Genomic DNA, 21,452 nt, shown 5'->3' with positions numbered 1-21,452 from the left:
CTGTTCGGTGTGCGCTGTTCAGGCGCTGGTCGGTATGTCGTTCGTGGCGAACAGATCTCGGCGGCGCACCGGGGCCAGCGCGAATCGCGCGGCGATCTTGGGGGTGGTGAGCCAGCGCACGTGTGCGCCGTTGCGGGTCTGCGAAACCGCCTTCTCGGCCAGCCATGGCGTCACGGTTTCGACGCGGTCGGCGAGGATGTTCATGATCTTTCGCACCTTGCCCAATTCGTCCTCGGAGTAGCCGTGGGTGAGCAGGTCGGTCACGACCATGCCTGGACTGAGCCGTCCGACCGAAACACCTTCGGGCACCTCCTTGGCGAGCGCCTGGGTGAGATAGGTGACGGCGCGTTTGGACGCCCCGTACAGGCCCAGACCCGTGACGATGCGTCCGTCGCTGCCGAGACCCTCCATATTCCACACGTGCCCGCCGCCCGCCGCGGCCATCCCGGTGATCGCGACGGCCGAACCGTGCATCGCGCCGAGGAGATTGGTCGATACCACGGCCTCGGCGGTGTGTGCGCTGAGCTCCCACGCTCCGGTGCGGTCGTGTGAGATTCCGGCATTGTTGATCCAGATGTCGATTCCGCCGAATCGCTCACAGCCCGCATCCCAGAATTTCTGGAGCTGATCGCGGTCGGTCACATCGGCGGCCACGACCAGCGCGTCGGGCAGTTCGGTGCGCACCCGCTCGATGCGGCCGGGGTCGGTGCCGCAGACCGCGACCTGATGCCCGGCGTCGAGCAGCGCGCGAGCGAGGCCGAGGCCGATGCCCCTGGTGCCGCCGGTGATCGCCACCGTTTTCACGCCCGCCGCTGTCACGAGCGATCCAGAATGCCGTGCACCACCGTGGCGAGGCGGTTGTGCTCGAAGAGTTGGTAGACCACCGCGATGCGGGTGCCTGCGCCCATTCCCGGTTCGGCGTCCATGATGAATTCCCTGCCCTGTATCCGTTTTCCGTCGGTGAAATGCACCAGCGGGTAATTGGCGCGCCCGTACGCGGTCGCGTTGCCCCAACCGTCGGGACCTTCGTAGAACAGTCGGGCGCCGTCACGGCGTGCCACCGTGCGGTAGCTGTAGTCGATCGCCCCGGACCAGGTGACCGTGTGAGTGGCCGACAGCAGATTCACCGGGTCGATCGCGAGGTCGACGCGCACCGTGCCCGCCGGACGCTGATCGGCGCCCCACACCTCGCATTCGCCGGAATACACGCTGGGATCCTTGGAAGGCAAAATGAAAGTGACGGTACCGCAGCGTGTTTCGTGCTCGAGGTGGTCATCGACCAGTTCCGGGACGCGGGTGTAGAGGCCGTTGAACACCCCGACCATCGCGGGCCCCTGCCGCAACACCGACGAATACACCTGGGTGTCGTCGATGGTCTGATTCCAGGTGTTCAGGCTGACCTGCCAGCCGGGTCCGTAATAGTGGGCGTCGACGAAACTGCCGTAGGGCTGGCCCGATCCGAAGAAATCCGGTCCGGTGTAGAGCCGGTCGGCGTCGGAATCGCGCACACCGAAGGCGAACGGAGCCGCCAGCGCGAACCGTCCGGCCAATTCGCCGCCGCCCTGGATGCCGCCGTCCATGTAATAGGTGGTGACGCCGTCGTGGAAGACCGAAGAGCGGCGGATATCCTCGAATCCGCGCCAGGTGCCGTGCGCGTCGAACAGTGACGGTCGGCCCACCCACTCGCCCGCGATGCGTTGCTGCCAGGCGCTCGGCTCGACCGCGGTGCTCATGCGAGCAGCTCCCCGCGAACCAGTTCGGATTGCTCGGCCCCGATCAGGCGTGTCACCTGCTCCCACACCGGATCGACGCGGGGATCGAACAGATTGGCCCGGCTGGCCCGGTCGCGACCGGGCAGATCGGCGTCCACCGCGCCGATGCCCTTGTCCACCAGGGTCAGCCAGTGTTCCAGGTAGCGGTCGACGGTGTCGCCCAGCGCGCTGAAAGCCTCGGGTGCGGCCCGGCACACCAGCATCCACGGCGACATCATGGCCCGCTGACGTGGGCCGATTGCGGCAGGTGAAATGCCATCGATCGACCATGCCGTTTCGAGTAACGGTGTGAGCGGAGTGAACACCTCGTCGAGATAGTCCAGATGCACCGCGAGGTCGGCCCGAGGGACGAGGTCGAGATGCAGCGCGTGGAAGTCCGCCGAGGCGACCGCGTCCACGGTGAAATGCGGTATCGCCGAATCGCTTATAGTGAAGGCGAAGATCATGTGGCTGTCCAGGCCGATCTGGGGCACCACCAGGGAGACCGCGACGATCTTGTCGATCGGCCCGCCGCGCAGCACACGCAGCCTGCCGACGGGGTCGGGGGACATCGCACTGCTCAAGGGCACGTCCTCGGTCACGGACGAGCCGAGGGCGTCGGACAAGGTGGCAAGGACGCGGTCACTGAGCGCGGTGGGCAGGCTCATCGGGCAGTACCTCCGGTGCGGGCCTTGTGCACCCACGCACTGGCCAATTCGGGATTGTCGAGTCGGGCGGGTGAGGGGATGACGGTGGCGTTGCGGCGCGGGCCCTCGGTGGTGATGATGTCGTCGCCGCCGACCCACCAGCCGTCCTTGATCAGCTGGGAACGCCTGCGGCGGTAGGCGACCTGGAGTCCGTCGCTGCGCACGTGGAGTTCGTCGGCGAGGTCGAAGGGCAGCAGTTCGGGCCGCTGCGCCTCTACCACAGGGCGATCCTGCAACAGGATCTTCTCGATGCGTTTGCGGGCATTGTCGTCCGCCCACCCGCCGGTGAAGAAATTGCGGTAGCCGAGGATCTTGATCAGGGTGCGGTCCTGGGATACCGGAATGTTGAAGTCGTAGAGAATCATGTCGCCGATCGGCAGGCGCACATGCAACTTCACCACATTGGGCAGGTACCAGCCGTTGGTGACGACGACGTGTTCCGGGCGCGGTCGGCGCTTGGCCAGCAGGCCCCACAGTCCCTTCGGCATCGGTGGGCTCATCTTGATATCGGCTTCCGCGGACCAATCGTCGGAACGAATCGTGAAATTGGGGATCTCGGGTTTGTCGGGGTTGCCGAAAGCGGTGCCGTGCACGAACGGGGTGTGCGAGGCGTCCACTGCGTTCTCGAAGGCTCGTTCGTAGTTGGCGTTCATCTCCATCTCGACGTGCACCACCCGGAAGTCGGGGTCGTCGTGTTGGGGGATGACGGGCAGCGGTGGCCGCTTGTCCTCGGGCAGGTCGCCGAGGAAGGCCCACACCATGCCGTAGCGTTCGACGGTCGGATAGGCGTCCACCCTGGCCTTGCGCGGAATAACGCGCTCCTCGGCATTGGCCGGGATCTTCATACACGCGCCGTCCGGGTTGTACTGCCAACCGTGATAGGGGCAGACGATGCGGTCACCGACCAGGGTGCCCTGCGCCAGCGAACCGCCCCGGTGGACGCAGAGGTCCGACAGGCAGACCGCGGTGCCGGATTGGTCGCGGTAGAGCACGAGTTCCTGGCCCAGACAGGTCACCCGGGCGGGTTTGCGGCCGACTCGCTCCGCGAATTCCAGTGCGTACCAGAAGTTCTTCATCATAACTGTCGCTCCTATCGGTGGTACAGGACGACGCGGTCGTCGAGCGGGGAGGCGTCGTCGAATGCGGAGAGTTCGGTCCGCGCGTGCGCCGAATCCACCACGTGGGTGCGCAGGAACAGCGAGGTCAGCCGGGAGAAAAGGGGTAGCGCATCGGTGTCGGCCGGTCCGTCGAGGAAGGCGCGAGCGGCCGTCGGATCCGCGTCGGCGATGCCGAAATGATTGGCGCCCTTGATGATCGCCAGCAGGTTGGCGCCGGCGGGCAAGGCCTCTTCGAAGGTCCTGGTGACCGGGTCCCGCCGCTGTTCGCCCTCCTCGCCGTAGCGGTCGGCGCTGCCCATGATGACGCCGTCGTTGGTGCCGACCCCCAGCAAGACCGGGCAGTCGACCTGGGCGGGGAGCACCGTGCCGGGAGCCCAGCCGAGCATCGTCGCGACCATATTGTGCGCCCCCCAGGCGAAGACCGCCGAAATCCAGGGGAAGAACTTGGCCGATTGCATGGCGACGGTTCCGCCCGCGGAATGCCCGCCGAGTGCGACCCTGGTCGGATCCAACGCCCCCGCCAACGGCCCATCGGCATTCAGCTCGGCCAGCGACGACAGGATGGCGCCGATCGTCGGGCAGGTGGGTGCGCTGCCGTAGGTGTCGGGACGCGCGGCGGCGAGGTCGACGCCGGGCGTCAGACCGAACTGGCCGCCGAAGAGTTCGGCGACCCGGTCGAAAGTGATGACGACGAAACCGCTTTCGGCGATGGCGGTGGCATAGCGACGATACGAGTCCTGGCCGACATTCACCCCGGACAGGAACACCACCACCGGGTACGGCGCGCCCGCGGGGTCCGCGCCGAAGACGCCGGTGAGGCGTTCGACGTCGTCACCGCGCACCTCGGCGGGGTAGTACACCTTCATATGCGCGGTATCGAAGGGCCCTTCGCCGTCGGTGCGCACCGACCACCACAGGGAACGGATGATGCTCATGGATGCGCCCCGGTGGTGCGGGGCCGTCGGCCGGGACAGGAGTGCGGCCCACTCGGGCGGGGCGCGATCATGTGCCGGGCCGGTCGAGGGCGCGGTCGCCGCCCCAGAGCGCGCGGACCAGGCGGTTGGTCAGTTCGGCGCCGAACATGCGCTCGCCCATGACATTCGCCGGATCGCGTTCGGCGATATTGCGCCGGATGGCGAGATCGCGGGCGGCGAGTTCGGCGCGCTGCTCGGCGGGCACGGGTTCGGCCTCGTCCACCCAGCTCAGCCACTGGTCGACGCGGCCTCGCAGGATGGCGGCGACCGTGTCCAGATTGGGGCGGGTCGGCGGGAAGGAATAGCAGTACGCGGTGGGGGACAGGCTCGCCCGGATGAATCCGGTGCGGCTGGTGAACCAGGTGAAATCGGGATGTTCGGTCTTGAACTCGAGCCACGGGGTGTCCTGGTCGAGGTAGTACCTGTCGTAGTAGTCGCCGTCGCCGACCAGGTCGCCGCGGGGAATGGAGTCGACGTAGAACCAGCCCTCGGGCCACAGCAGCAGGGCGATCCCCAGGTGCGGGACCCGCGCCTGGGGCCCGAGCCACAGTGTCAGATGCAGGTTCACGAAACCGCTGCTCGGATCACCGATCCACGAGTGCACCATCCAGTCGACTTCGGGTCCGGTGTAGGCGGCCAGACTTCCGGACGGGCCCGTCGACGCGTCGCCGTACTCTTCGAGATCCTCGGTCGACGGGTCGCGCACCAGCTCGAAACGGTGGGCCAGCCGCTCTTTCAGTTCGGTGAGCAGGGCCCGCCATTCGATGAAGGTGTCGGTCACATCGGCACGCGGATTCTCGTCGACCATCTGCTCGACGTGTTGGAGCGTTTCGCTCACCTGTCACTCCGTTCCTGTCGTTGTGCTGGCGAGCGGCCTGCGGGGGCGCCCGTCCACGAGATTGGTGCCTTTGGAGACGTTGCGGTTCACCGCTTGCGCCGGCCGGATGGTGCCGCTCAGGCTGAGCGAACCGGCGACCGTCTCGCTCACCACGGGATGGCTGATGACGCCGGTGAACGGTCCCTGCCACGCGGTCCACAGCGTGAAATCCGGGCTGAGCGCGTAACACGCGCCGCGGAATTCGCCCTCGGCGTCATATCCGGCGGCGACGATGTTCAGGCGGTTTTCCGCCGACCGCTCGGGCAGTCCGAGTCGTAATTCCCACGGCTCGGACGGGGTGTGCGCGACCGCGACGACGTCGGCGTCGGCCACGGCGGCCAGGCGGAAGGTCTCGGGGAAGAGGGCGTCGTCGCCGACCACGATCGCCAGCCTGCCCCACGGCAATTCGAAGATCAGCAGTTCGGCGCCGAGTTCGGTGAGCCAGGGGTGTCTGCCGGTCGCATGCAATTGCGGCTGACGCCCGACGATCCCCTCGGCGTTCACCAGCAGTCCGTGGTTGGCCGCGCCGTCTCGTACCGAGATCACGGCGTGCGCGGACGTATCGGACAACGCCAGGCGCAGGTCGTCGACCGAGACTGCGGCCAACTCGGGAAGCACGATCAGATCGGTCCCGGCGAGTGCGGCCGCACGGACCACCCCGGCATCGGCGGCCACCGCCGCGGCGGTGATGGCGGATGCTCCCGGGCGCGCCGCGCGCGTGGACGGTTCGGCAAGCGGCCCATAGATTTCCGGGCGTCGCGAGGCCAGCAGATCGGTGCCGTCCGGCCGGGTTTTGTCGTCGGCGCGAGTCGCGTCGATATCGGCGACCACGATCGCCTCCCCGGTCGGCGGCGCGATGGCGACGACCGTGCCGTCCGGCGCGACGATCTGGCTCTCACCTGCCCCGTGCAGCCGATCCGCCGGGACGCCGAGTCGGGCGGCGATCTCGGGCAGCTTGTCCTCCGGCAGCAACGGGCCGATCTTGTTCGCGGCGACCACCCACACCTTGTTCTCCGCCGCCCGCACCGGCACGTGCAGACTCGCCTCGTCGATCGCGAAGGAGTTCAGGCTGTTCAACAGGATCTGCGCGCCCCGAACGGCGAGTGAGCGGGTGACCTCGTTGATGACGCCTTCCATGCACGCGTACATCCCGAGGCGCCCGATCGGGGTCTCGATCATGGGTGAGTCCGTCTCGCCCGGGTCGAAGTAGTCGTTCTCCGCGCCCATCAGAACCTGTTTGTCCGATTCGCCGAGCAAGGCGCCGTCCGGGCCGTAGAGCAGGCTCGATGCCGTGGTGCGGCCGTCGTCGCGGGCGAGGCTGACGCCGATCTTCACGTAGATGCTGTGCCGTGCGGCACATTCGGCGATGGCGGTGAGGAATTCGTCACCGATCCGGCAGGCCGCGCGCCGCGCGTGGTCACGATCGGCGTACCAGGATAGGTGGTTACAGAATTCGGGTAGAACGACCAGTTCGGCGCGCGCCTCGGCAGCAGAATCAATGGCGCGCAGGCACGCGCGCAGATTGACCGCCGCATCGGTGCCCGCGGCGAACTGCGCGGACGCGACTCGACTCATGGCATCGTCCTCTTTCCGATACGGAGTATGACATATTGTTTCGTTCCTCGAAACGGTGTTTCCAATTTTCTTGATTCTGTATTGCTGTCGGGGCGCATGTCCAGGTCGGTGACAGGCATTTCATCCGGACGTAACGGGGTGTCGTCGGCGTGGCGCGACCCCGTGCCGTCCGATAGGATCACGTTTCTCTTATCGAAACAGTGTTTCCTTATCGGAGTGTGATCTCGGTGGACAGTTCCTCGTTGCACCACATCGTCTTGATGAAGTTCATCGACAGGTCCGACGCGTCCGAGGCGCGGCGGCGGTTGCTGGAGATGGCGGGCGCGGTGCCGCAGATCCGTTCCATCGCCGTCGAACTCGACGAGGCGGGGACCGCGGTGTCCTACGACCTGTGCATGACGACGGTGCACGACTCGGCCGAAACGTTGAGTGGATACCAGAGTCATCCCGCGCATCTCGAGATCGCGGCATGGCTGAAACCGCGACTGGCGGACCGTGCCGTCGTCGACTATCACCGCTGAACGAACCGCGCGAGCGCGGTGTCGCGTGTGCGTCCCGGATATCGCCGCCGCGCGCACGGTCCGTCAGCCCGCCGGGTAGGCGTTGGCAGCCGAACCGGCGCCGCCACGCCGAAATGCCGCGGGCAGGTGCCGCACGGTGGTCTGCACGTATTCGCGCAATCCCTCCTCGGCGTACTCCCGGCCGAATCCGCTGCCCTTGATCCCGCCGAACGGCGCGCGCAGCGACATACCCGTGCGATTGTGCGTGTTGACGAAGGTGAACCCGGCCTCGACGCGGGCCGCGATCGCGAAGGCGCGATCTTCGTCGGCCGACCATACCGACGCGCCGAGTCCGAGTTCGGAATGGTTCGCCCGGCCGACGACCTCGTCCTCGGTGTCGTAGGTCAGCACCGGCAGCGCGGGGCCGAACTGTTCGAGCCGGACCAGATCGGCGTCGTCGGGCAGCCCGAGTACCAGTGTGGGAGTGACGAAATAGCCCTCGCCTTCGGGCGCGGGCGCCAGCGGGATGAGCAGCCCGCCGCGTCGCGTCGCATCGGCGAGCAGTCCGGCGATGCGATCAGCCGCGCCGCGCGTGACCACGGGGCCGACGGTGACCTCCTGCGCCGTCGGATCGCCGACGATCAGGATGCGCGCCGCCGCGGCACGATACGACTCCACGAACTCTGCGTATCTGCCGCACGGCACGTAGAGGCGTTTGGCGGCCATGCACACCTGTCCCGCCGTCGCGAACGAAGCCAGCACCAGCCGTTCGTAATCGGCGTCGGTCAGCGCGAAATCATCGAGGAAGATCGCCGGATCGTTGCCGCCGAGTTCCAGCAGGATCGGGGTGAGCGCCCGCCCCGCCGCCGCGGCGATACTTCGCCCCGCCGCCTCGCCCCCGGTGAACGCGACCTTACGGACCGACTCGTGCTCGATCAGCGCCAGCACCGTGTCCGGACCACCGTGCACGACGGTGGTCTCCGGCAGGACTTCGGCGACGGCCCGCACGGTCAGCGGGGCCAGCGGGGACGGTTTGAGCACAACGGAATTGCCCGCCGCCAGCGCGGGCGCCAACTTCAGCATGGACAGGATGATCGGCGCGTTCCACGGGGTGATCGCGACGATCACCCCGAACGGCGCCGCCCGGCGCACCAATCGGCCTAGCTCGTCATCGAGCATCGAATCAGCGAGCACCACGGGCGCGTTCGCGCACACCCAGCGCAGATAGGTGACAGCGAAACCGATCTCACCACGGCAATCGGCCACCGGCTTACCGGATTCGCGGGCCAGCAGCAGCGCCAACTCGGGGATGCGGGAGGCCAGTGTGTCGGCCGCCTCGGCCAATACGGTGAGCCGATCGGCCAGCGGGCGGCGCGACCACGAAAGGAACTGTTCGTGCGCGCGCCGCACCACGGTGTCCACGGCCGACGGCTCGGTGACCGGCACCGCGCCGACGATCTGCGCGGGGGCGGCCGGATTCTCGCGTTCGATCCACATCACGGCGCCACGTTCAGCTCAGCGAATCGATCAGGCAGGCGCGGCGCAGATACGCGCGCGACGCGGCCGGATCGGCCGCGAGGGCGCGCAGCCGATCGTGTTCTGCGGCGTCATCGGCGCGCAGCCGGGACCAGTTGTCGTGGCTGGTGCGTTGCACGTGATCCACCGCGACGGTGCGCCGTCGCCGCGCCGCCGCGGTCAGCAGGTCATCCGGCGCGCCTTCCAGCACGTCGGCCAGCGCCGTCGCCATCGCCACCGCGTCGTGGATGCCGCTGTTCATCCCGAGGCCACCGAGTGGATTGTTGACGTGCGCGGCGTCGCCCATCAGCAGCACGCGGCCGATCCGGAACCGGTCGGTCACCCGCTGGTGCACCCGATACAGCGACGCGTGCAGAATCCGCCACGGCCTGCCGAGGTCGGCGACGTCGCGCAACCGCTCGGGCAATCTCGCCGACTCGACCTCATCGGGGGTGTCGGCGGGGGTCGGCAGCAGAACTCGCCAATGCTGCGGGGTGCGCAGCAGCACCAGCCATTCCCGCGGATCGAAGACGTAGTTGATGAGGGCGATTCCGGGCAGTGCGGCGTCGAGGTCTTCGTCCACCGAGGCCACCAGGAATCGTTCGGGATAGGTGGTGCCGTCGAACGCGGCCCCGAGCGCGCGGCGAACCGCGGAATGCGCGCCGTCCGCGCCGATGACCCAATCCGCGCGCAGCGCAACGCGATCGGTGTACACCAGCACCGAGTCACCGACCGCGGTCAGATCGTGCACTCGATGCCCGAATCGGACCTCAACTCCCGGCGGCAGCGCGTCGAGCAGAATCGGGGTGAGTCGACTCTGCTCGCATTGCACCCGGAACGGAAACGCGGTGTCCTCGGCGAGGACCGCGAGATCGAGGGTGGCGATCTCGCCGCCGCGCCGATCGCGATACTGGAAGGTCGATGCGATGATTCCGCGGTCGAGCAGTGTCCGCACGACACCGAGGCGATCCAACATCTCGAGGGTGGGTGGATGGAAGGTCGACGCGCGCGATTCGGTCGCCAGTTCGGCGCCCTGCTCGAGGACCGTCACCGTGACGCCGCGGCGGGCCAGTGTCAGTGCGGCCGTCAGACCCACCGGACCGGCGCCCGCGACCACCACGTGCGGCGCGCTCATGAGGTGTGCAGGGCGAATCGCCCTTCGACGCCGACAACCCTGGCGCCGGTGAAGAAGCGCAGCGTCTCCGCCGTCCCTTCTTCACCGAGTCCGGACAGACCCCACGCGGGCCGCGGCGTCATGAGATTCAGACTCATGATCGTCGAGCCGTTGACCTTCACCTCACCGGCGCGGATGGTGCGCGCAACCGCCAGTGCCCGTTCGGTATCGGCGCCACACACGTAACCCTCCAGGCCGTAGGGCACCGCGTTGGCCACCATCGCCGGATCGGTATCCGCGTCGTAGGTGACCACGGCGGCGACCGGGCCGAACACCTCGTCGGGAAGATCCTGTTCGACCAGCGTCGGTGGGAAATAGTTGCCGATCGCCGGCGGCGAACCGAACGACCGCGTCGGCAGTCCCGCGATGGCCTTGTGCAGCATCTCGGTATGCCGGGAGTGGATCTGCGGCCCGAGGTCGGTCGCGGGGTCCAGTGGCGGACCGATGGTCAGGTCGCCGAGGCGTGTGCCGATCGCTTCCACGATCTCGGGCGCCTGTCGCGCGGGCAGGATCAGCCGTCCGAGCGCGCGGCACCACTGGCCGTTCAGGGTCGTGAGCAGTTCGACGGCCATGCGGGCGGCGGTTTCGATATCGGCGTCGGGCAAGACGACCAGCGGATTGTGCCCGCCGAGTTCGAGTTGCAGCGGGCGAAGCAGCGGTGCGCTGGCGATGGCGACCGCCCGCCCACCCGGTACTCCGCCGGTGAACGAGACGGCTTTGATCCGCGGATCCGCGACGAGTCGCGCACCGGTCTGCGCACCCCCGTGCACCAGTTGGAACATGCCGGGCGGGACATGAGCGGCGATAGCCCGTGCCACCGGAATCGCGCTGAACGGGCTGAATTCGCTTGCCTTCAGGATCACCGGACATCCCGCCGCCAGCGCGTTGGCCACTTTGTGCGCGGCCATCGGGGCCGGCGCGTTCCACGGCACCAGGCACAGGGCGGGCCCGAGCGGCAGTCGGTGTACCTCGACCCCGTCGCGGTCCTCGCGCAGGATGCCGCCGCGCAACTGCTGGGCGGCCAGCCGGAACGAGCCGGAGACGATCACGCCGAGAGGTTCGGTCTGTCGCAACGGCACACCGGTACTCACGGCGTCGAGTTCGGCGATGGCCGCGAGTTCCGGCTCCAAGGCGTCGGCGATCGCGTCGAGCACATCGGGGTCGATCCGGCTACCGGCCGCCGCGGCCACAGCGAGGCTGCGTTCGACCCGCGCGGCAGTGCTGCCCAGCGCGCGCGTAGTCGGCTCGCCGGTGGCCGGATCCTCCAGGTCGAACCCGAGGTCGGCGGTCGGTGCTGCCCACTCGCCGTCGACGTAGTCGAGGATCGGCGGAAGTCGCGGCTCCATCACCCCACCTCGGTGGGTGCGGTGGCGAACAGTTCGTTGGCCTTCGCGTCGGTCGCGATCCTGGCGACCTCGAGCATGCCGCGTTCGGCGGGGAAGGTCATGACCAACCCCATCGCGAGATCGCGCAACGCGCGCCCGGCCGAACCCTGCATCGAGGCCGCGGAGGTGCCGCCGGCTTTGAGCGCGCCGAGCGCGACTTGGAAACACGCCTCGGTCACCGAGCCCTTGCCCAGCCGCCACTGGGTGAATACGTCCTGCTTCGCCTTGAACGGCGGGTCGGCGGTCTCGACCGTGAGTTGGTAGCGCAGCCACAGGTACGCGGTCTGCAACTGCCTGGTCATCTCGCCGAACAGCACCTGGTGCACCGGCGAGGAGGCCACCGGCTTCCCGGTGTCGGCGAAGGTTTTCGCGGTGGCCGCGGCGATCGCCTCGTCGTAGACGTTCTGGGCGCAACCGGTGTACACGGCGGCGATGGCGAGTTGATTGCCGACGAAGCTGCCCCGGCTCATGCTGAGCATCTTCGGGAATGCGCCGGGAACCGTCAGCGCCTCGTCGGCGGCGATGAAGACGTTGTCGAGGCGGATGCCGTTATTGGCGGTGGCACGCATGCCGAGCCCGTTCCACGGCGCGCGGACGCTGACACCCGCCCCGTCGCGCGGGACGAAGAAGGTCGCGATGCCGTCGGCGGTGTCGTGTCCCGCGAGTTTGGCCGAGGTGAGATAGAAATCGGCGACACCGGTCGCGCAGCCGAAAGACTTCTCGCCGTTGAGGATCCAGCCACCGTCGACGGCGGTGGCCGTCGTGGCGATGGTGATGTTGGCGGCTTCGGTCTTCACCGATTCGGAAGCGAAATTGGCCAGCCACACCCCCTCCGCCATCCGGGTGAGGACTTTTTCCGCGAACGCGCGCACCTCGGGTATCTCGTCGGCGTCGAACAGTCCCGCGTCGATGGCCTCCAGCGGCAGCAGACCGCGCGAAGCGCTGGTGTTGTGGAAGAAATACGCCAGGGCGGTGGAGGGACATGCGGTGCCCATCGCATAGGTGGCGGCGGCCAGATCGCGTAATCCGCCGCCGAGTCCGCCGAATTTCTCGGGGACGATCAGGCCGAGCAACCCGGCATCGCGCAACAGGTCGACGTGACCGGCGGGGAAGGTGCCGGTGCTGTCGGCGTGGTCGGCCGCCTCGCGCAACGCGGGCAGAATCGTGTCGACCCGCTGTGCGCGCTCGCGTTCGGCCTCGGTCATATCTTCGACAAGTCGTTCACCGATCATTTGACGAGTCCCTCGTAATAGGTGCGGGCGTGGTAGAGCAGTGGGGCGGCGGGCCGCGGTGTCGCCGCGTCCTGCACCGATCCGAGCAGTATGGTGTGATCACCTGCCGGATGACAGGCTGTGACGACGCAGTCCAGCCAGGCCGGCGAATCGGCCAACACGGGGGAGCCGGTCCATGCGGTATCCCACCGGCCGTCCGCGAATCGGTCATGATCCGTGAGCTCCGATGTCGCGAAACGGATGCTGATCTCCCGGTGATCGTGGCCGAGCATATTCACGGCGAATACGCCGCTGCGGCGGATCATTCGGTAGGTGGTGCCCGCCGAGGACAGGCAGACCGAGATCAGTGGTGGATCGATGGCGACGCTGGTGAACGAGCTGGCGGTCATGCCGTAGTTGCGACCGTCGCCGTTGCCGACCGTGGTGACCACGACTACGCCGCTGGCCCATTGCGCGAGGACCGCCCGTAAGAAAGTGGGATCCACTGTACTTCTCGTTTCGTTGATCGAAACACTGTCTCCCACAACGTAACGCTATGCGAGGGTCCGTGCAAGGGGAACGGGTGTGTCGTGCGTTTCCCATAGGGAAATTTCCTGCCTACACTTGCTTGGTGTCCGTCAGTGAATCCGAGAGCCCGAGTCGATCGATCGCCGCCGTGGAGCGGGCGATGGATGTCCTGCTGCTATTCGGCCGCTCCGGTCGCGCCGACCTCGGCGTCACCGAAATCGCCACCGAATTGGGCATCACCAAGGCCGCGGTGCACCGCATCCTCACCGCGTTGCGCAACCGCGACCTGATCGCCTTCGAGCCGTCGACGCGCCGCTATACGTTGGGGCACGCCGCGATCGCCCTCGGCCGGGCGTATATGGCACGCACCGATCTACGCATCATGGCCGCGCCGGAACTTCGTCGTCTCGGGTCGCTGACCGGCGAGACGACGACGCTCTCGATCCGCCGCGGCGATACCAGGATGTACGTCGACCAGGTGGTGCCGGATCACGAATTGCGCGTGGAAGTGGCTCTCGGCGTTCCGTATCCGCTCTACGCGGGTAGTTCGTCGAAGGTGATCCTGGCCTACCTCGGCAAGCAGGAGATCGACGACTACCTGCGCAGACAGCAGTTGGAAGCGTTCACCGAGAACACCATCACCAGTCGCACGGCCCTGCGTAGCGAGTTGGCCGCCATACGCAAACGCGGATACGCCATTTCGCTGGGCGAACGTCAACTCGGCGCCGCCTCGATCGCCGCACCGATCCTCGATCACGACGGCGGCGTCATGGCCGCCATCAGTGTGTGCGCGCCGCTGTCGCGTTTCGAGCCGCGCATCGATGAATTCGTGCCGCTGCTGCTGAAAGCCGCGCGCGCGATCTCGGCGCAATTGGGTTACAGCGGCTGAGCAACGGCAGATCAGAGATTCGCGCCCGGTTTGAGTACGCCGAGCGCGGCGGCGGCCAGCACGCTGCCCCAGATCGTCCAGACATACGGCAGGCAGCCGTCGACACTGCGCCGGATGGCGCGTTCGACCTCATCGGTCGAGCCGGTCGTCATCAGCGCGCCGAAGGCGGCGCCGAAGGGGCGCAAGGTCATTCGGATGCCGAGTCCGGCCGCGATGGCCGCCGCGTACAGCAGGATCTTCGCGCCGAGCCAGCGCGGCTCGGTGGTCACGCCGAACGGTTCGTCGACGGCCACGGTGTAGACACCCGCCACGGCGAGACCGGCGACGACCACGTACCTGATGCCGAGATCGGTCCACAGCACCGCCGCGAATCGTCCGTGCGTGCGGTGCTGTATCACCGTCAGTGTCAGCCATCCCGCGGCGAAAACCCAGACTCCGACCACGATCCACCAGGCAAACAGCTCGATGCCGAACAGCGTCGCCCCGTGCGGGTCGAGTGACATCAGGGTGACTCCGCTCGGCAGGAACAGCACCAGGCAGATCTTGGGCGCCAGATCCAACCCGCTCATGATGCTCAGGGCGGTGGCCCGAGCTCCCTGGCTCAGGGCGGGGTCGATCACGAACCGACTGGAATAGAAGACTCCGAGGTCGCCGCCGAGCCAGAAGACGAACAGCACGATGTGCAGGATGATCCACCAGCCGTACGGATGCGGTCCCATATCAATCCTTTACAGGCGGACGACGGCACGCGACACGTCTCCGATGTCGCGGCCGAGCCGCCGGAGGCGCGGTATCGATTGGATACAACGTATCCCTGTAAGAAACAATCGGCAACCTGAGGTGGTCGTCGCCGCGCCGAGTCGGTGAGTCGCCGCATCCCGCGGTGAACCCGGGAACCCCGCTCAGTCCTCGAACCGATACCGATCACCGAGTGGGGTCCTGTCGTGCAGGAAGAAGTTCGCGACGAGATCGTCGGCGACCCGGACGATCGTGGCGTATCCCTCCACCGCGCTGACCCACTCCTTCGGCAGCGCGGACAGTCCGTGGGTGACGCCGAGCAGGTTGCCCGTCACCGATCCCGTGGAATCCGAGTCACCGGAATGGTTGACAGACAACAGCAGTGCGCCGCGGATATCGCCGGTTCGCGCGGCGTACAGCGCACAGTAGACGCCGATGGCAAGGCATTCCTCGGCCACCCATCCCGCACCAACCGCCTCCAACTGCTCCGGACTCGCCGCTCCCGTCGCGTCGTACTCCACTGCGCGGTGCAGTGCGTCCACCGTTTCCTGGGCACCCGCGACCTCGGTCAGCTGTGCGATCGTATCCCTCACCGCCACAGTCAGCCGCGCCGTTCAGCACCCGATCCAGCAACGCGGCGAAGGCACCGGCCGCGAGGTACCCGGTCGGGTGACCGTGGGTCAGTTGCGTACGCTGCGTGCGCAGCCAGCGCAAATAGGCGTGGCGTAGTGCGGGTGCCGGGTCTGTACCCGGCCGCCAGCGCAACAGGCCCTCGGCGGTGAACAGCGTCATCTGTGTGTCGTCCGTGACCTGACACGGCAATGCGCGATTCGAGACGAACCCGGTCGTTCCGCTCGCGCCGAAACGTGTACGAATTCGCGCCAGCTCCATGAATTCGATCGGCGCGCCGAGAGCGTCGCCGACCGCCCCGCCCAGTAACGCGCCGCGTACCCGATCGAGAACGACCGCAGACTCAACCACGGGAAGATTATCTCAGCCCCCGAGCATATTCGAGTACCCAATAAGTGAATGATGATTCTGTCGTCCGGTAGGCTTTCCGGAGTCGGACCCCCGAGCTATCGGCCACCGATCGACCCCTGGAGGTGTTGCGTGAAGACGGAATTGCGGTTGTTACGGCCGGTTGCCGACGCGGTATCGGCGGTCGCCGTGTTGAGCAAGCGTGGAATGTTCGACTGGCGACACCCCGGCGAGATGATCCGCACGATGCGAGACTCCTCCGTGTACGGCCCTTTCGTTACGGTGCTGGCACATTCGACCCGCCTCGACTCCGCGGCGGAGGCGATTGTGGACGAACGCGGGGCACTCACCTTCGGTCAGCTCGATCAGCAGTCCAACGCGCTCGCCCGGGGCCTGTCGGCCATCGGGATCGGGCCGGGCATCGTCGTCGCGGCACTGTGCCGTGACCATCGCGGCATGGTGCTCACCCTGCTCGCCGCGGGCAAACTCGGCGCCCGGGTGTTACTGATGAATACCGGGTTCGCCGCACCCCAGCTCGCCGCCGTCGCGGAGCGCGAGAAAGTCGGCGCGGTCCTGCACGACAGCGAGTTCACGGAGCTGCTCGGCGCGATACCGGCGGACATACCGCGCATCCTCACCTGGGTCGACAGCGCCGATGCCGTCGGTGACGACGTCGTGGACATCGACGCACTGCTCGCCGCGAACTCGACGGACCCGCTGCCCGCGCCGGAACAGCCCGGCGGCATCGTCATCCTGACCAGCGGAACCACGGGCACCCCGAAAGGCGCACCGCGGGACAAGGTTTCGCCCTTGCAGTCGGCGCAATTCCTCGATCGCGTGCCGCTTCCGCGTGACGACACACTGGTAATGGCCGCGCCGATCTTCCACGGCACCGGACTGTCGCAGCTCACGCTCGGCTGGGCGCTCGGCAACAAAGTCGTGTTCGAGCAACGCAAATTCGATCCGATTCGAACGCTGGCCGATATCGCCGAATACCGCGCCGCGACGCTGGTGGTCGTGCCGACCATGCTGCAACGGATCATCGACCTCGGACCCGAGGTACTGGAGAAATACGACACCTCGTCGCTGCGGGTGATCTTCGCCGCCGGGTCATCGATCTCGCCGGATTTGAGCCGTCGAACCGCCGAGACCTTCGGCGATGTGCTGTACAACCTCTACGCCTCGACCGAGGTCGCCGTCGCCGCGGTGGCGACACCCGACGACATGCGGATCGCCCCCGGCACTGTCGGCCGCCCGCCCGTCGGATGCCGCGTCGCGATCTACGACGAGCACCGCAACAGGATCACGACCCCCGGCGTCGTCGGGACCATCTTCGTCTCCAGCGGACTCAGCTTCGCCGGATACACCGACGGCAGGCACAAGGAAATCGTCGACGGGCTGCTGTCCAGCGGTGACGTCGGCCATTTCGACGCCGATGGCCGACTGTTCATCGACGGTCGCGACGACGACATGATCGTCTCCGGCGGCGAGAACGTCTACCCACTCGAAGTGGAGAACCTGCTCGTCGGCCGCCCCGACGTCCTCGAGGCCGCCGTCATCGGCATCGAGGATCGCGACTTCGGAAAACGACTGCGCGCCTTCGTCGTTCCCGCCGAAGGGGCCGCACGGGACCCGCAGGAGATCAAGGATTACGTCAAGGCGAACCTCGCCCGTCACAAGGTGCCCCGCGACGTGATCTTCATCGATGAGCTGCCACGCAACGCCACGGGCAAACTGCTGCGCCGCGCACTTCGGGAGATCGACGCCGACGACGCGATCGAGTCGACGACCGCACGGCCCGAATAGCTCGCGCACGGAGCCGACCGGCCGGATCTCCCGCGACTGGGTTACCCGGAGTTCGCGGGCGTGCGGCGACGTGCCGGGTTCCCGCCACGCGTCTCGGGCGCGTCGCCCTCTTCCGGGAAGGGGATAATCGAGTTCGCGGGTACGGCGGCGAAGTTCGGCGGACGGAGGGTTCGTAGGTGTCGGAGCAATCGGGAGCTCGCGCTGACGACGCGTTCGTGACTGGTCGGCAGCCGACCAGTCACGAACGGCAGTCCGGACTGCCCTGGGACGCGTCGTACCGCGACGGCCCCGCCCCATGGGATATAGGTCGACCGCAGGCGGCGGTGGTGCGGGTGGCATCCGAAGGCGGATTCGCCGGGGCGGTGCTCGACGCGGGCTGCGGGACCGGAGACAACGCTCTGCACCTGGCCTCGCTGGGATTGTCGGTGCTCGGCGTCGACGTCGCCGAGACGGCACTGGCGATCGCCAGGGCCAACGCCGAACGCAGGGGGCTGGCGGTCGAATTCGCGGTGGCCGACGCCTTCCGGCTGGACTGTGTGGCACGCGAATTCGACACCGTGCTGGACTGCGGACTGTTCCACACCTTCGACGAGGACGAGCGACTGGCCTATGTGGCGAGCTCGGCGTCGGTGACCCGGCGCGGTGGCACCTTGTATGTGCTGTGCTTCAGCGACGACGGCCCCGATACCGGTCCGCACCCGGTCGGTCGCCATGAGCTGCGGGCGGCCTTCACGACCGACCGCGGCTGGAATATCGTCGCGATCGACCCGGACCGGATCGACACCAGATACCACGTCGACGGCGCACCTGCCTGGTTCGCGACGATCACGCGGGTCTAGATAGCGGCGAGTCGGCGCACTGCCGAGCGCATCCCGATCCCGCCCGGCCGCAACCACCGCGCGATGCTGTTCCCGATCGGCGAGGGCGCGTCGATGCCCAGTGGCGTCGAGTGATCAGAAGCCGATAAGTTATCGGCTGTTCGCACAATTCCGCGCGAGGTTCCCCTAGTGGTTCTTTCCGGTGGTCAGCTGCGCTCAGTAGGCCACTGGTCCTCACTTTTCCGTCTATCGCAGCCGGAACCGCGGTCAATAAGTTACCCTTGGTTCTTACTCTTACAAGGGGGCGACGATGCACAACGGGGTGCGATTCTTCTCGTTTCAGCACTGCCTCGGCCATCCGGTCCATACGCTCCCGGAGGCGTTCCAGGCGACGCGATCGGTGCGGCCGGAAGCGGTCGCGCTGCGCGTACCAGGGGGCCGGGAATATACGTGGCGGGATTACGGGCGGGAGGTCCGCCGAATCGCCGAGGGCTTTACCGCGCTCGGCGTCCGCTCCGGCGGCACCATCGGCATCATGTTGACCAACCGCCCCGAATTCCATCTGGTCGACACCGCGGCGCTGCACGTCGGAGCCACCCCGTTCTCGATCTACAACACGCTGCCACCCGCGCAGATCGGCTACGTCTGCGCGAACGCGGGCAATCGGATCATGATCACCGAACAGCAGTTCCTGCCGCGGCTGCTCCAGGTGGGAATCGCATTCGACCACATCGTCTGCGTGGACGGATTGTCGCCCGGGGTGATGTCGCTGGCGCAGCTCGTGAGCACGTCCGCGCCGGGGTTCGACTTCGAGGCGACGTGGCGCGCGGTCCGCCCGGATGATCTCGCCACCATCACCTACACCTCGGGAACTACGGGCCCGCCCAAAGGGGTCGAGCTGACCCACTCCAATATCCTGGCCCAACTGGTGGGTCTCGGTGAGCACCTACCGGCCGATCACGACGACCGCATCGTGTCGTACCTGCCCGCGGCCCATATCGCCGACCGGATCACCGCGCACTACGCCGGAATAGTGCGCGGCATCCAGGTCACCTCCGTCGCCGATCCGCACCTGATGGCCGCCGCGCTACCGGAAGTGCGACCGACGGTCCTGTTCGGTGTGCCCCGGGTCTGGCAGAAAGCCGAGGCGGCCATCGAATCCCGTATCGAAGCCGAACCGCGTAGAGCCAAGAAGGCGCTCGCCACATGGGCATTCGCGATCGGCCGCCGGGCCGCGGATGCCGAAACCCGCGACATGCCCTGGTATCGGCGACCGCTCATCCGGCATCGGCTCGCCGAAACCCTGGTGCTGTCACGGGTCCGCCGCCACATGGGTCTGGACAGAATTCGATTCGCGGCCTCAGGAGCGGCGCCGATATCGGCCGACGTGCTCGCGTATTTCGCCGGTCTCGGCATCCGGGTGACGCAGGTGTGGGGCCTGTCGGAAGCCGCGGGGGTCAGTACGACGACCACGCTGGATGACCCAGCCTTCGGCAGCGTGGGCCGCCCCATCCACGGCGCCGAAATCGCCTTGGCCGCCGACGGCGAGATCATGGTCCGCGGACCGATGGTCATGCGCGGATATCATCGCGACCCCGAGGCCACCCGGCGTGCGTTCCGCGCCGGAAATTGGCTCGCCACGGGCGATCTGGGGGCGACCGATGCCACGGGGAACCTGCGCGTCATCGGCCGCAAGAGTGAGATGATCATCAACGACACGGGCAAGAACATCGCTCCGGCCGCTGTCGAGAACGCGGTCAAGGCGGCGTCCTTCCTGATCGGACACGTCATGGCGATCGGCGAGGGGCGACCCTATCTCACCGCGCTCATCACACTGGATCCCGACGCCATCGCAGCGGACGCCGCCGTCGCCGGTGTCCTGGCCGCGGATATCGATATCCTGGTCACCCGTCCCAGGATTCGCGAGCGTGTACTCGACGCGGTCCGGGATGGCAACGCCACGGTGTCACGCCCGGAACAGATCAAGAGGTTCATCCTGCTCGACCACACCTGGACCCAGGGCGATGAGGAGATCACCCCGAAGATGTCGCTGCGCCGCTACGTGGTCGAACGCAATTACGCCGCCGCCATCGAATCGCTCTACGCGAACCCGGTCGAACCGGGAGTCACCGAGGTGCTGCCGCCACCCCTACCTCTGGACGAGGGCGGGGTGAGGCGTCGTCGCCGGCGTTTGCCCGCTCTTCATCCGCCTCCCGCCGATCGCCGCGGCTGAGTCCGGGGTCAGGGCTTCCGCTGCCTTGCCGCCGGAACCCCCGCTGAGTAGGCTGTGACGCGCATCACAATCGAGAACTATTCGATGCGCGCGGCTTCCGACGGTCCCGGAAAGCTCTCCGGTGAGTCGACCTCGAAGAGCGGTGCCGTTGGCGGAAACGGCGACGCCGCGCGGCACGCATTCGGTCCAGACGATGCGAGCTACGCGGATCTCGCCGATCTGGCACGAGGAATAGCACTACCCAGGAGGACGATCATGTCTGGTTTGGTACGCAAGAGTTTCGACTCTCCGGAGGAGACCCGAATTTTCGAGGCGGGCAAAGGCAAACTCGATCTCGTCAACCTCGACGCCGGTGCCGTAGGTAGAGCGGTTTTCGAACCGGGCTGGCGGTGGTCGGAACACGTCAAGCCGATCGCGCGGACCGACAGCTGTCAGGCCTCGCATATGGGCTACTGCGTCTCGGGACACATGGTGGTGATTATGGACGACGGTGAGAAACAGGAATACGGCCCCGGTGATTTCATGATCGCACCACCCGGACATGATGCCTGGATCGTCGGAGACGAACCCTGCGTCATGATCGACTGGCAGGGTTTCGCCGACTACGCCAAGCGGTGAGATATCGGGTCGGACAGGTGAATCCACAACGGCAGACCATTCCGCTCCGACCGGTCA

The 21,452-nt window shown here is 67.1% G+C and carries 20 protein-coding genes and 1 pseudogene; 6 read left to right on the top strand and 15 right to left on the bottom strand.

Annotation, left to right across the window (positions count from 1 at the left end):
- Window positions 1–18: 18 nt before the first annotated feature.
- The 7 genes from ABZS43_RS15405 to ABZS43_RS15375 form a co-directional block, all read right to left on the bottom strand.
- Window positions 19–819: an SDR family oxidoreductase gene (locus ABZS43_RS15405; RefSeq protein WP_355036522.1), complete on the bottom strand. Its 801-nt coding sequence runs from the start codon at window positions 817–819 to the stop codon at window positions 19–21.
- Window positions 816–1,733: a hypothetical protein gene (locus ABZS43_RS15400; RefSeq protein ID WP_355036521.1), complete on the bottom strand. Its 918-nt coding sequence runs from the start codon at window positions 1,731–1,733 to the stop codon at window positions 816–818. Before ABZS43_RS15400 ends, ABZS43_RS15405 begins: the two co-directional genes overlap by 4 nt.
- Window positions 1,730–2,419: a hypothetical protein gene (locus ABZS43_RS15395; RefSeq protein ID WP_355036520.1), complete on the bottom strand. Its 690-nt coding sequence runs from the start codon at window positions 2,417–2,419 to the stop codon at window positions 1,730–1,732. The genes ABZS43_RS15400 and ABZS43_RS15395 overlap by 4 nt, the downstream gene beginning before the upstream one ends.
- Entirely contained in the window at window positions 2,416–3,537 is a 1,122-nt protein-coding gene (locus ABZS43_RS15390) for an aromatic ring-hydroxylating dioxygenase subunit alpha (RefSeq protein WP_355036519.1), read from the bottom strand. The genes ABZS43_RS15395 and ABZS43_RS15390 overlap by 4 nt, the downstream gene beginning before the upstream one ends.
- 11 nt (window positions 3,538–3,548) lie before the next feature.
- Complete coding sequence (locus tag ABZS43_RS15385; RefSeq protein ID WP_355036518.1) at window positions 3,549–4,511, bottom strand: alpha/beta hydrolase; 963 nt, start codon at window positions 4,509–4,511, stop codon at window positions 3,549–3,551.
- 67 nt (window positions 4,512–4,578) lie between these two features.
- Window positions 4,579–5,388 (bottom strand): oxidoreductase, encoded by an 810-nt coding sequence (locus ABZS43_RS15380; protein ID WP_355036517.1) that lies wholly within the window; start codon window positions 5,386–5,388, stop codon window positions 4,579–4,581.
- 3 nt (window positions 5,389–5,391) lie between these two features.
- Window positions 5,392–7,002 (bottom strand): nitrilase-related carbon-nitrogen hydrolase, encoded by a 1,611-nt coding sequence (locus ABZS43_RS15375; RefSeq protein ID WP_355036516.1) that lies wholly within the window; start codon window positions 7,000–7,002, stop codon window positions 5,392–5,394.
- A 227-nt stretch (window positions 7,003–7,229) separates the two neighbouring features.
- Between ABZS43_RS15375 and ABZS43_RS15370 the strand changes: the two genes are divergently transcribed.
- Entirely contained in the window at window positions 7,230–7,523 is a 294-nt protein-coding gene (locus ABZS43_RS15370; protein ID WP_355036515.1) for a Dabb family protein, read from the top strand.
- 63 nt (window positions 7,524–7,586) lie between these two features.
- Here the strand turns inward: ABZS43_RS15370 and ABZS43_RS15365 are convergent, their stop codons facing one another.
- Genes ABZS43_RS15365 through ABZS43_RS15345 form a run of 5 tightly spaced genes read right to left on the bottom strand, consistent with a single transcriptional unit; the run spans window position 7,587 to window position 13,293 of the window.
- Complete coding sequence (locus tag ABZS43_RS15365; protein ID WP_355036603.1) at window positions 7,587–8,999, bottom strand: aldehyde dehydrogenase family protein; 1,413 nt, start codon at window positions 8,997–8,999, stop codon at window positions 7,587–7,589.
- 13 nt (window positions 9,000–9,012) lie between these two features.
- Window positions 9,013–10,152, bottom strand: coding sequence for an FAD-dependent oxidoreductase (locus tag ABZS43_RS15360; RefSeq protein WP_355036514.1), 1,140 nt, complete (start codon window positions 10,150–10,152; stop codon window positions 9,013–9,015).
- Window positions 10,149–11,537 (bottom strand): aldehyde dehydrogenase family protein, encoded by a 1,389-nt coding sequence (locus ABZS43_RS15355; protein ID WP_355036513.1) that lies wholly within the window; start codon window positions 11,535–11,537, stop codon window positions 10,149–10,151. The genes ABZS43_RS15360 and ABZS43_RS15355 overlap by 4 nt, the downstream gene beginning before the upstream one ends.
- Complete coding sequence (locus tag ABZS43_RS15350) at window positions 11,537–12,808, bottom strand: acyl-CoA dehydrogenase family protein (RefSeq protein WP_355036512.1); 1,272 nt, start codon at window positions 12,806–12,808, stop codon at window positions 11,537–11,539. The genes ABZS43_RS15355 and ABZS43_RS15350 overlap by 1 nt, the downstream gene beginning before the upstream one ends.
- Window positions 12,805–13,293, bottom strand: coding sequence for a flavin reductase family protein (locus tag ABZS43_RS15345; RefSeq protein WP_355036511.1), 489 nt, complete (start codon window positions 13,291–13,293; stop codon window positions 12,805–12,807). Before ABZS43_RS15345 ends, ABZS43_RS15350 begins: the two co-directional genes overlap by 4 nt.
- A 125-nt stretch (window positions 13,294–13,418) precedes the next feature.
- Here ABZS43_RS15345 and ABZS43_RS15340 point away from each other — a divergent pair, with 125 nt between their 5' ends.
- A complete protein-coding gene (locus ABZS43_RS15340) occupies window positions 13,419–14,204 on the top strand; it encodes an IclR family transcriptional regulator (protein ID WP_355036510.1) in 786 nt (261 codons plus the stop codon).
- 11 nt (window positions 14,205–14,215) lie between these two features.
- Here ABZS43_RS15340 and ABZS43_RS15335 read toward each other — a convergent pair whose 3' ends face one another.
- From ABZS43_RS15335 to ABZS43_RS15325, 3 genes and pseudogenes are all read right to left on the bottom strand, one after another.
- Window positions 14,216–14,923 carry a hypothetical protein gene (locus ABZS43_RS15335; RefSeq protein WP_355036509.1) on the bottom strand — a complete coding sequence of 236 codons (708 nt, stop codon included), beginning with the start codon at window positions 14,921–14,923 and terminating at the stop codon, window positions 14,216–14,218.
- Window positions 14,924–15,106: 183 nt separating this feature from the next.
- Complete coding sequence (locus ABZS43_RS15330) at window positions 15,107–15,535, bottom strand: ADP-ribosylglycohydrolase family protein (protein ID WP_355036508.1); 429 nt, start codon at window positions 15,533–15,535, stop codon at window positions 15,107–15,109.
- A 163-nt stretch (window positions 15,536–15,698) separates the two neighbouring features.
- Window positions 15,699–15,833 (bottom strand): annotated as a pseudogene (locus ABZS43_RS15325) (ADP-ribosylglycohydrolase family protein); the annotation flags it as partial.
- Between the two features lie 219 nt (window positions 15,834–16,052).
- Here ABZS43_RS15325 and ABZS43_RS15320 point away from each other — a divergent pair.
- From ABZS43_RS15320 to ABZS43_RS15305, 4 genes are all read left to right on the top strand, one after another.
- Window positions 16,053–17,726 (top strand): acyl-CoA synthetase, encoded by a 1,674-nt coding sequence (locus ABZS43_RS15320; protein ID WP_355036507.1) that lies wholly within the window; start codon window positions 16,053–16,055, stop codon window positions 17,724–17,726.
- A 215-nt stretch (window positions 17,727–17,941) separates the two neighbouring features.
- A complete protein-coding gene (locus ABZS43_RS15315; RefSeq protein ID WP_355036506.1) occupies window positions 17,942–18,565 on the top strand; it encodes a class I SAM-dependent methyltransferase in 624 nt (207 codons plus the stop codon).
- Window positions 18,566–18,854: 289 nt separating this feature from the next.
- The gene (locus ABZS43_RS15310; protein WP_355036505.1) at window positions 18,855–20,777 is read left to right on the top strand and encodes a long-chain fatty acid--CoA ligase; all 1,923 of its coding nucleotides are present in this window, start codon (window positions 18,855–18,857) and stop codon (window positions 20,775–20,777) included.
- A 255-nt stretch (window positions 20,778–21,032) separates the two neighbouring features.
- Entirely contained in the window at window positions 21,033–21,395 is a 363-nt protein-coding gene (locus ABZS43_RS15305) for a cupin domain-containing protein (RefSeq protein ID WP_355036504.1), read from the top strand.
- The last annotated feature ends 57 nt before the right edge of the window (window positions 21,396–21,452 follow it).

Origin of the sequence: Nocardia sp. NPDC005366 (assembly GCF_040606855.1) — a bacterium.
GTDB lineage: Bacteria > Actinomycetota > Actinomycetes > Mycobacteriales > Mycobacteriaceae > Nocardia.
This window is presented reverse-complemented; position numbering and strand designations above follow the sequence as displayed.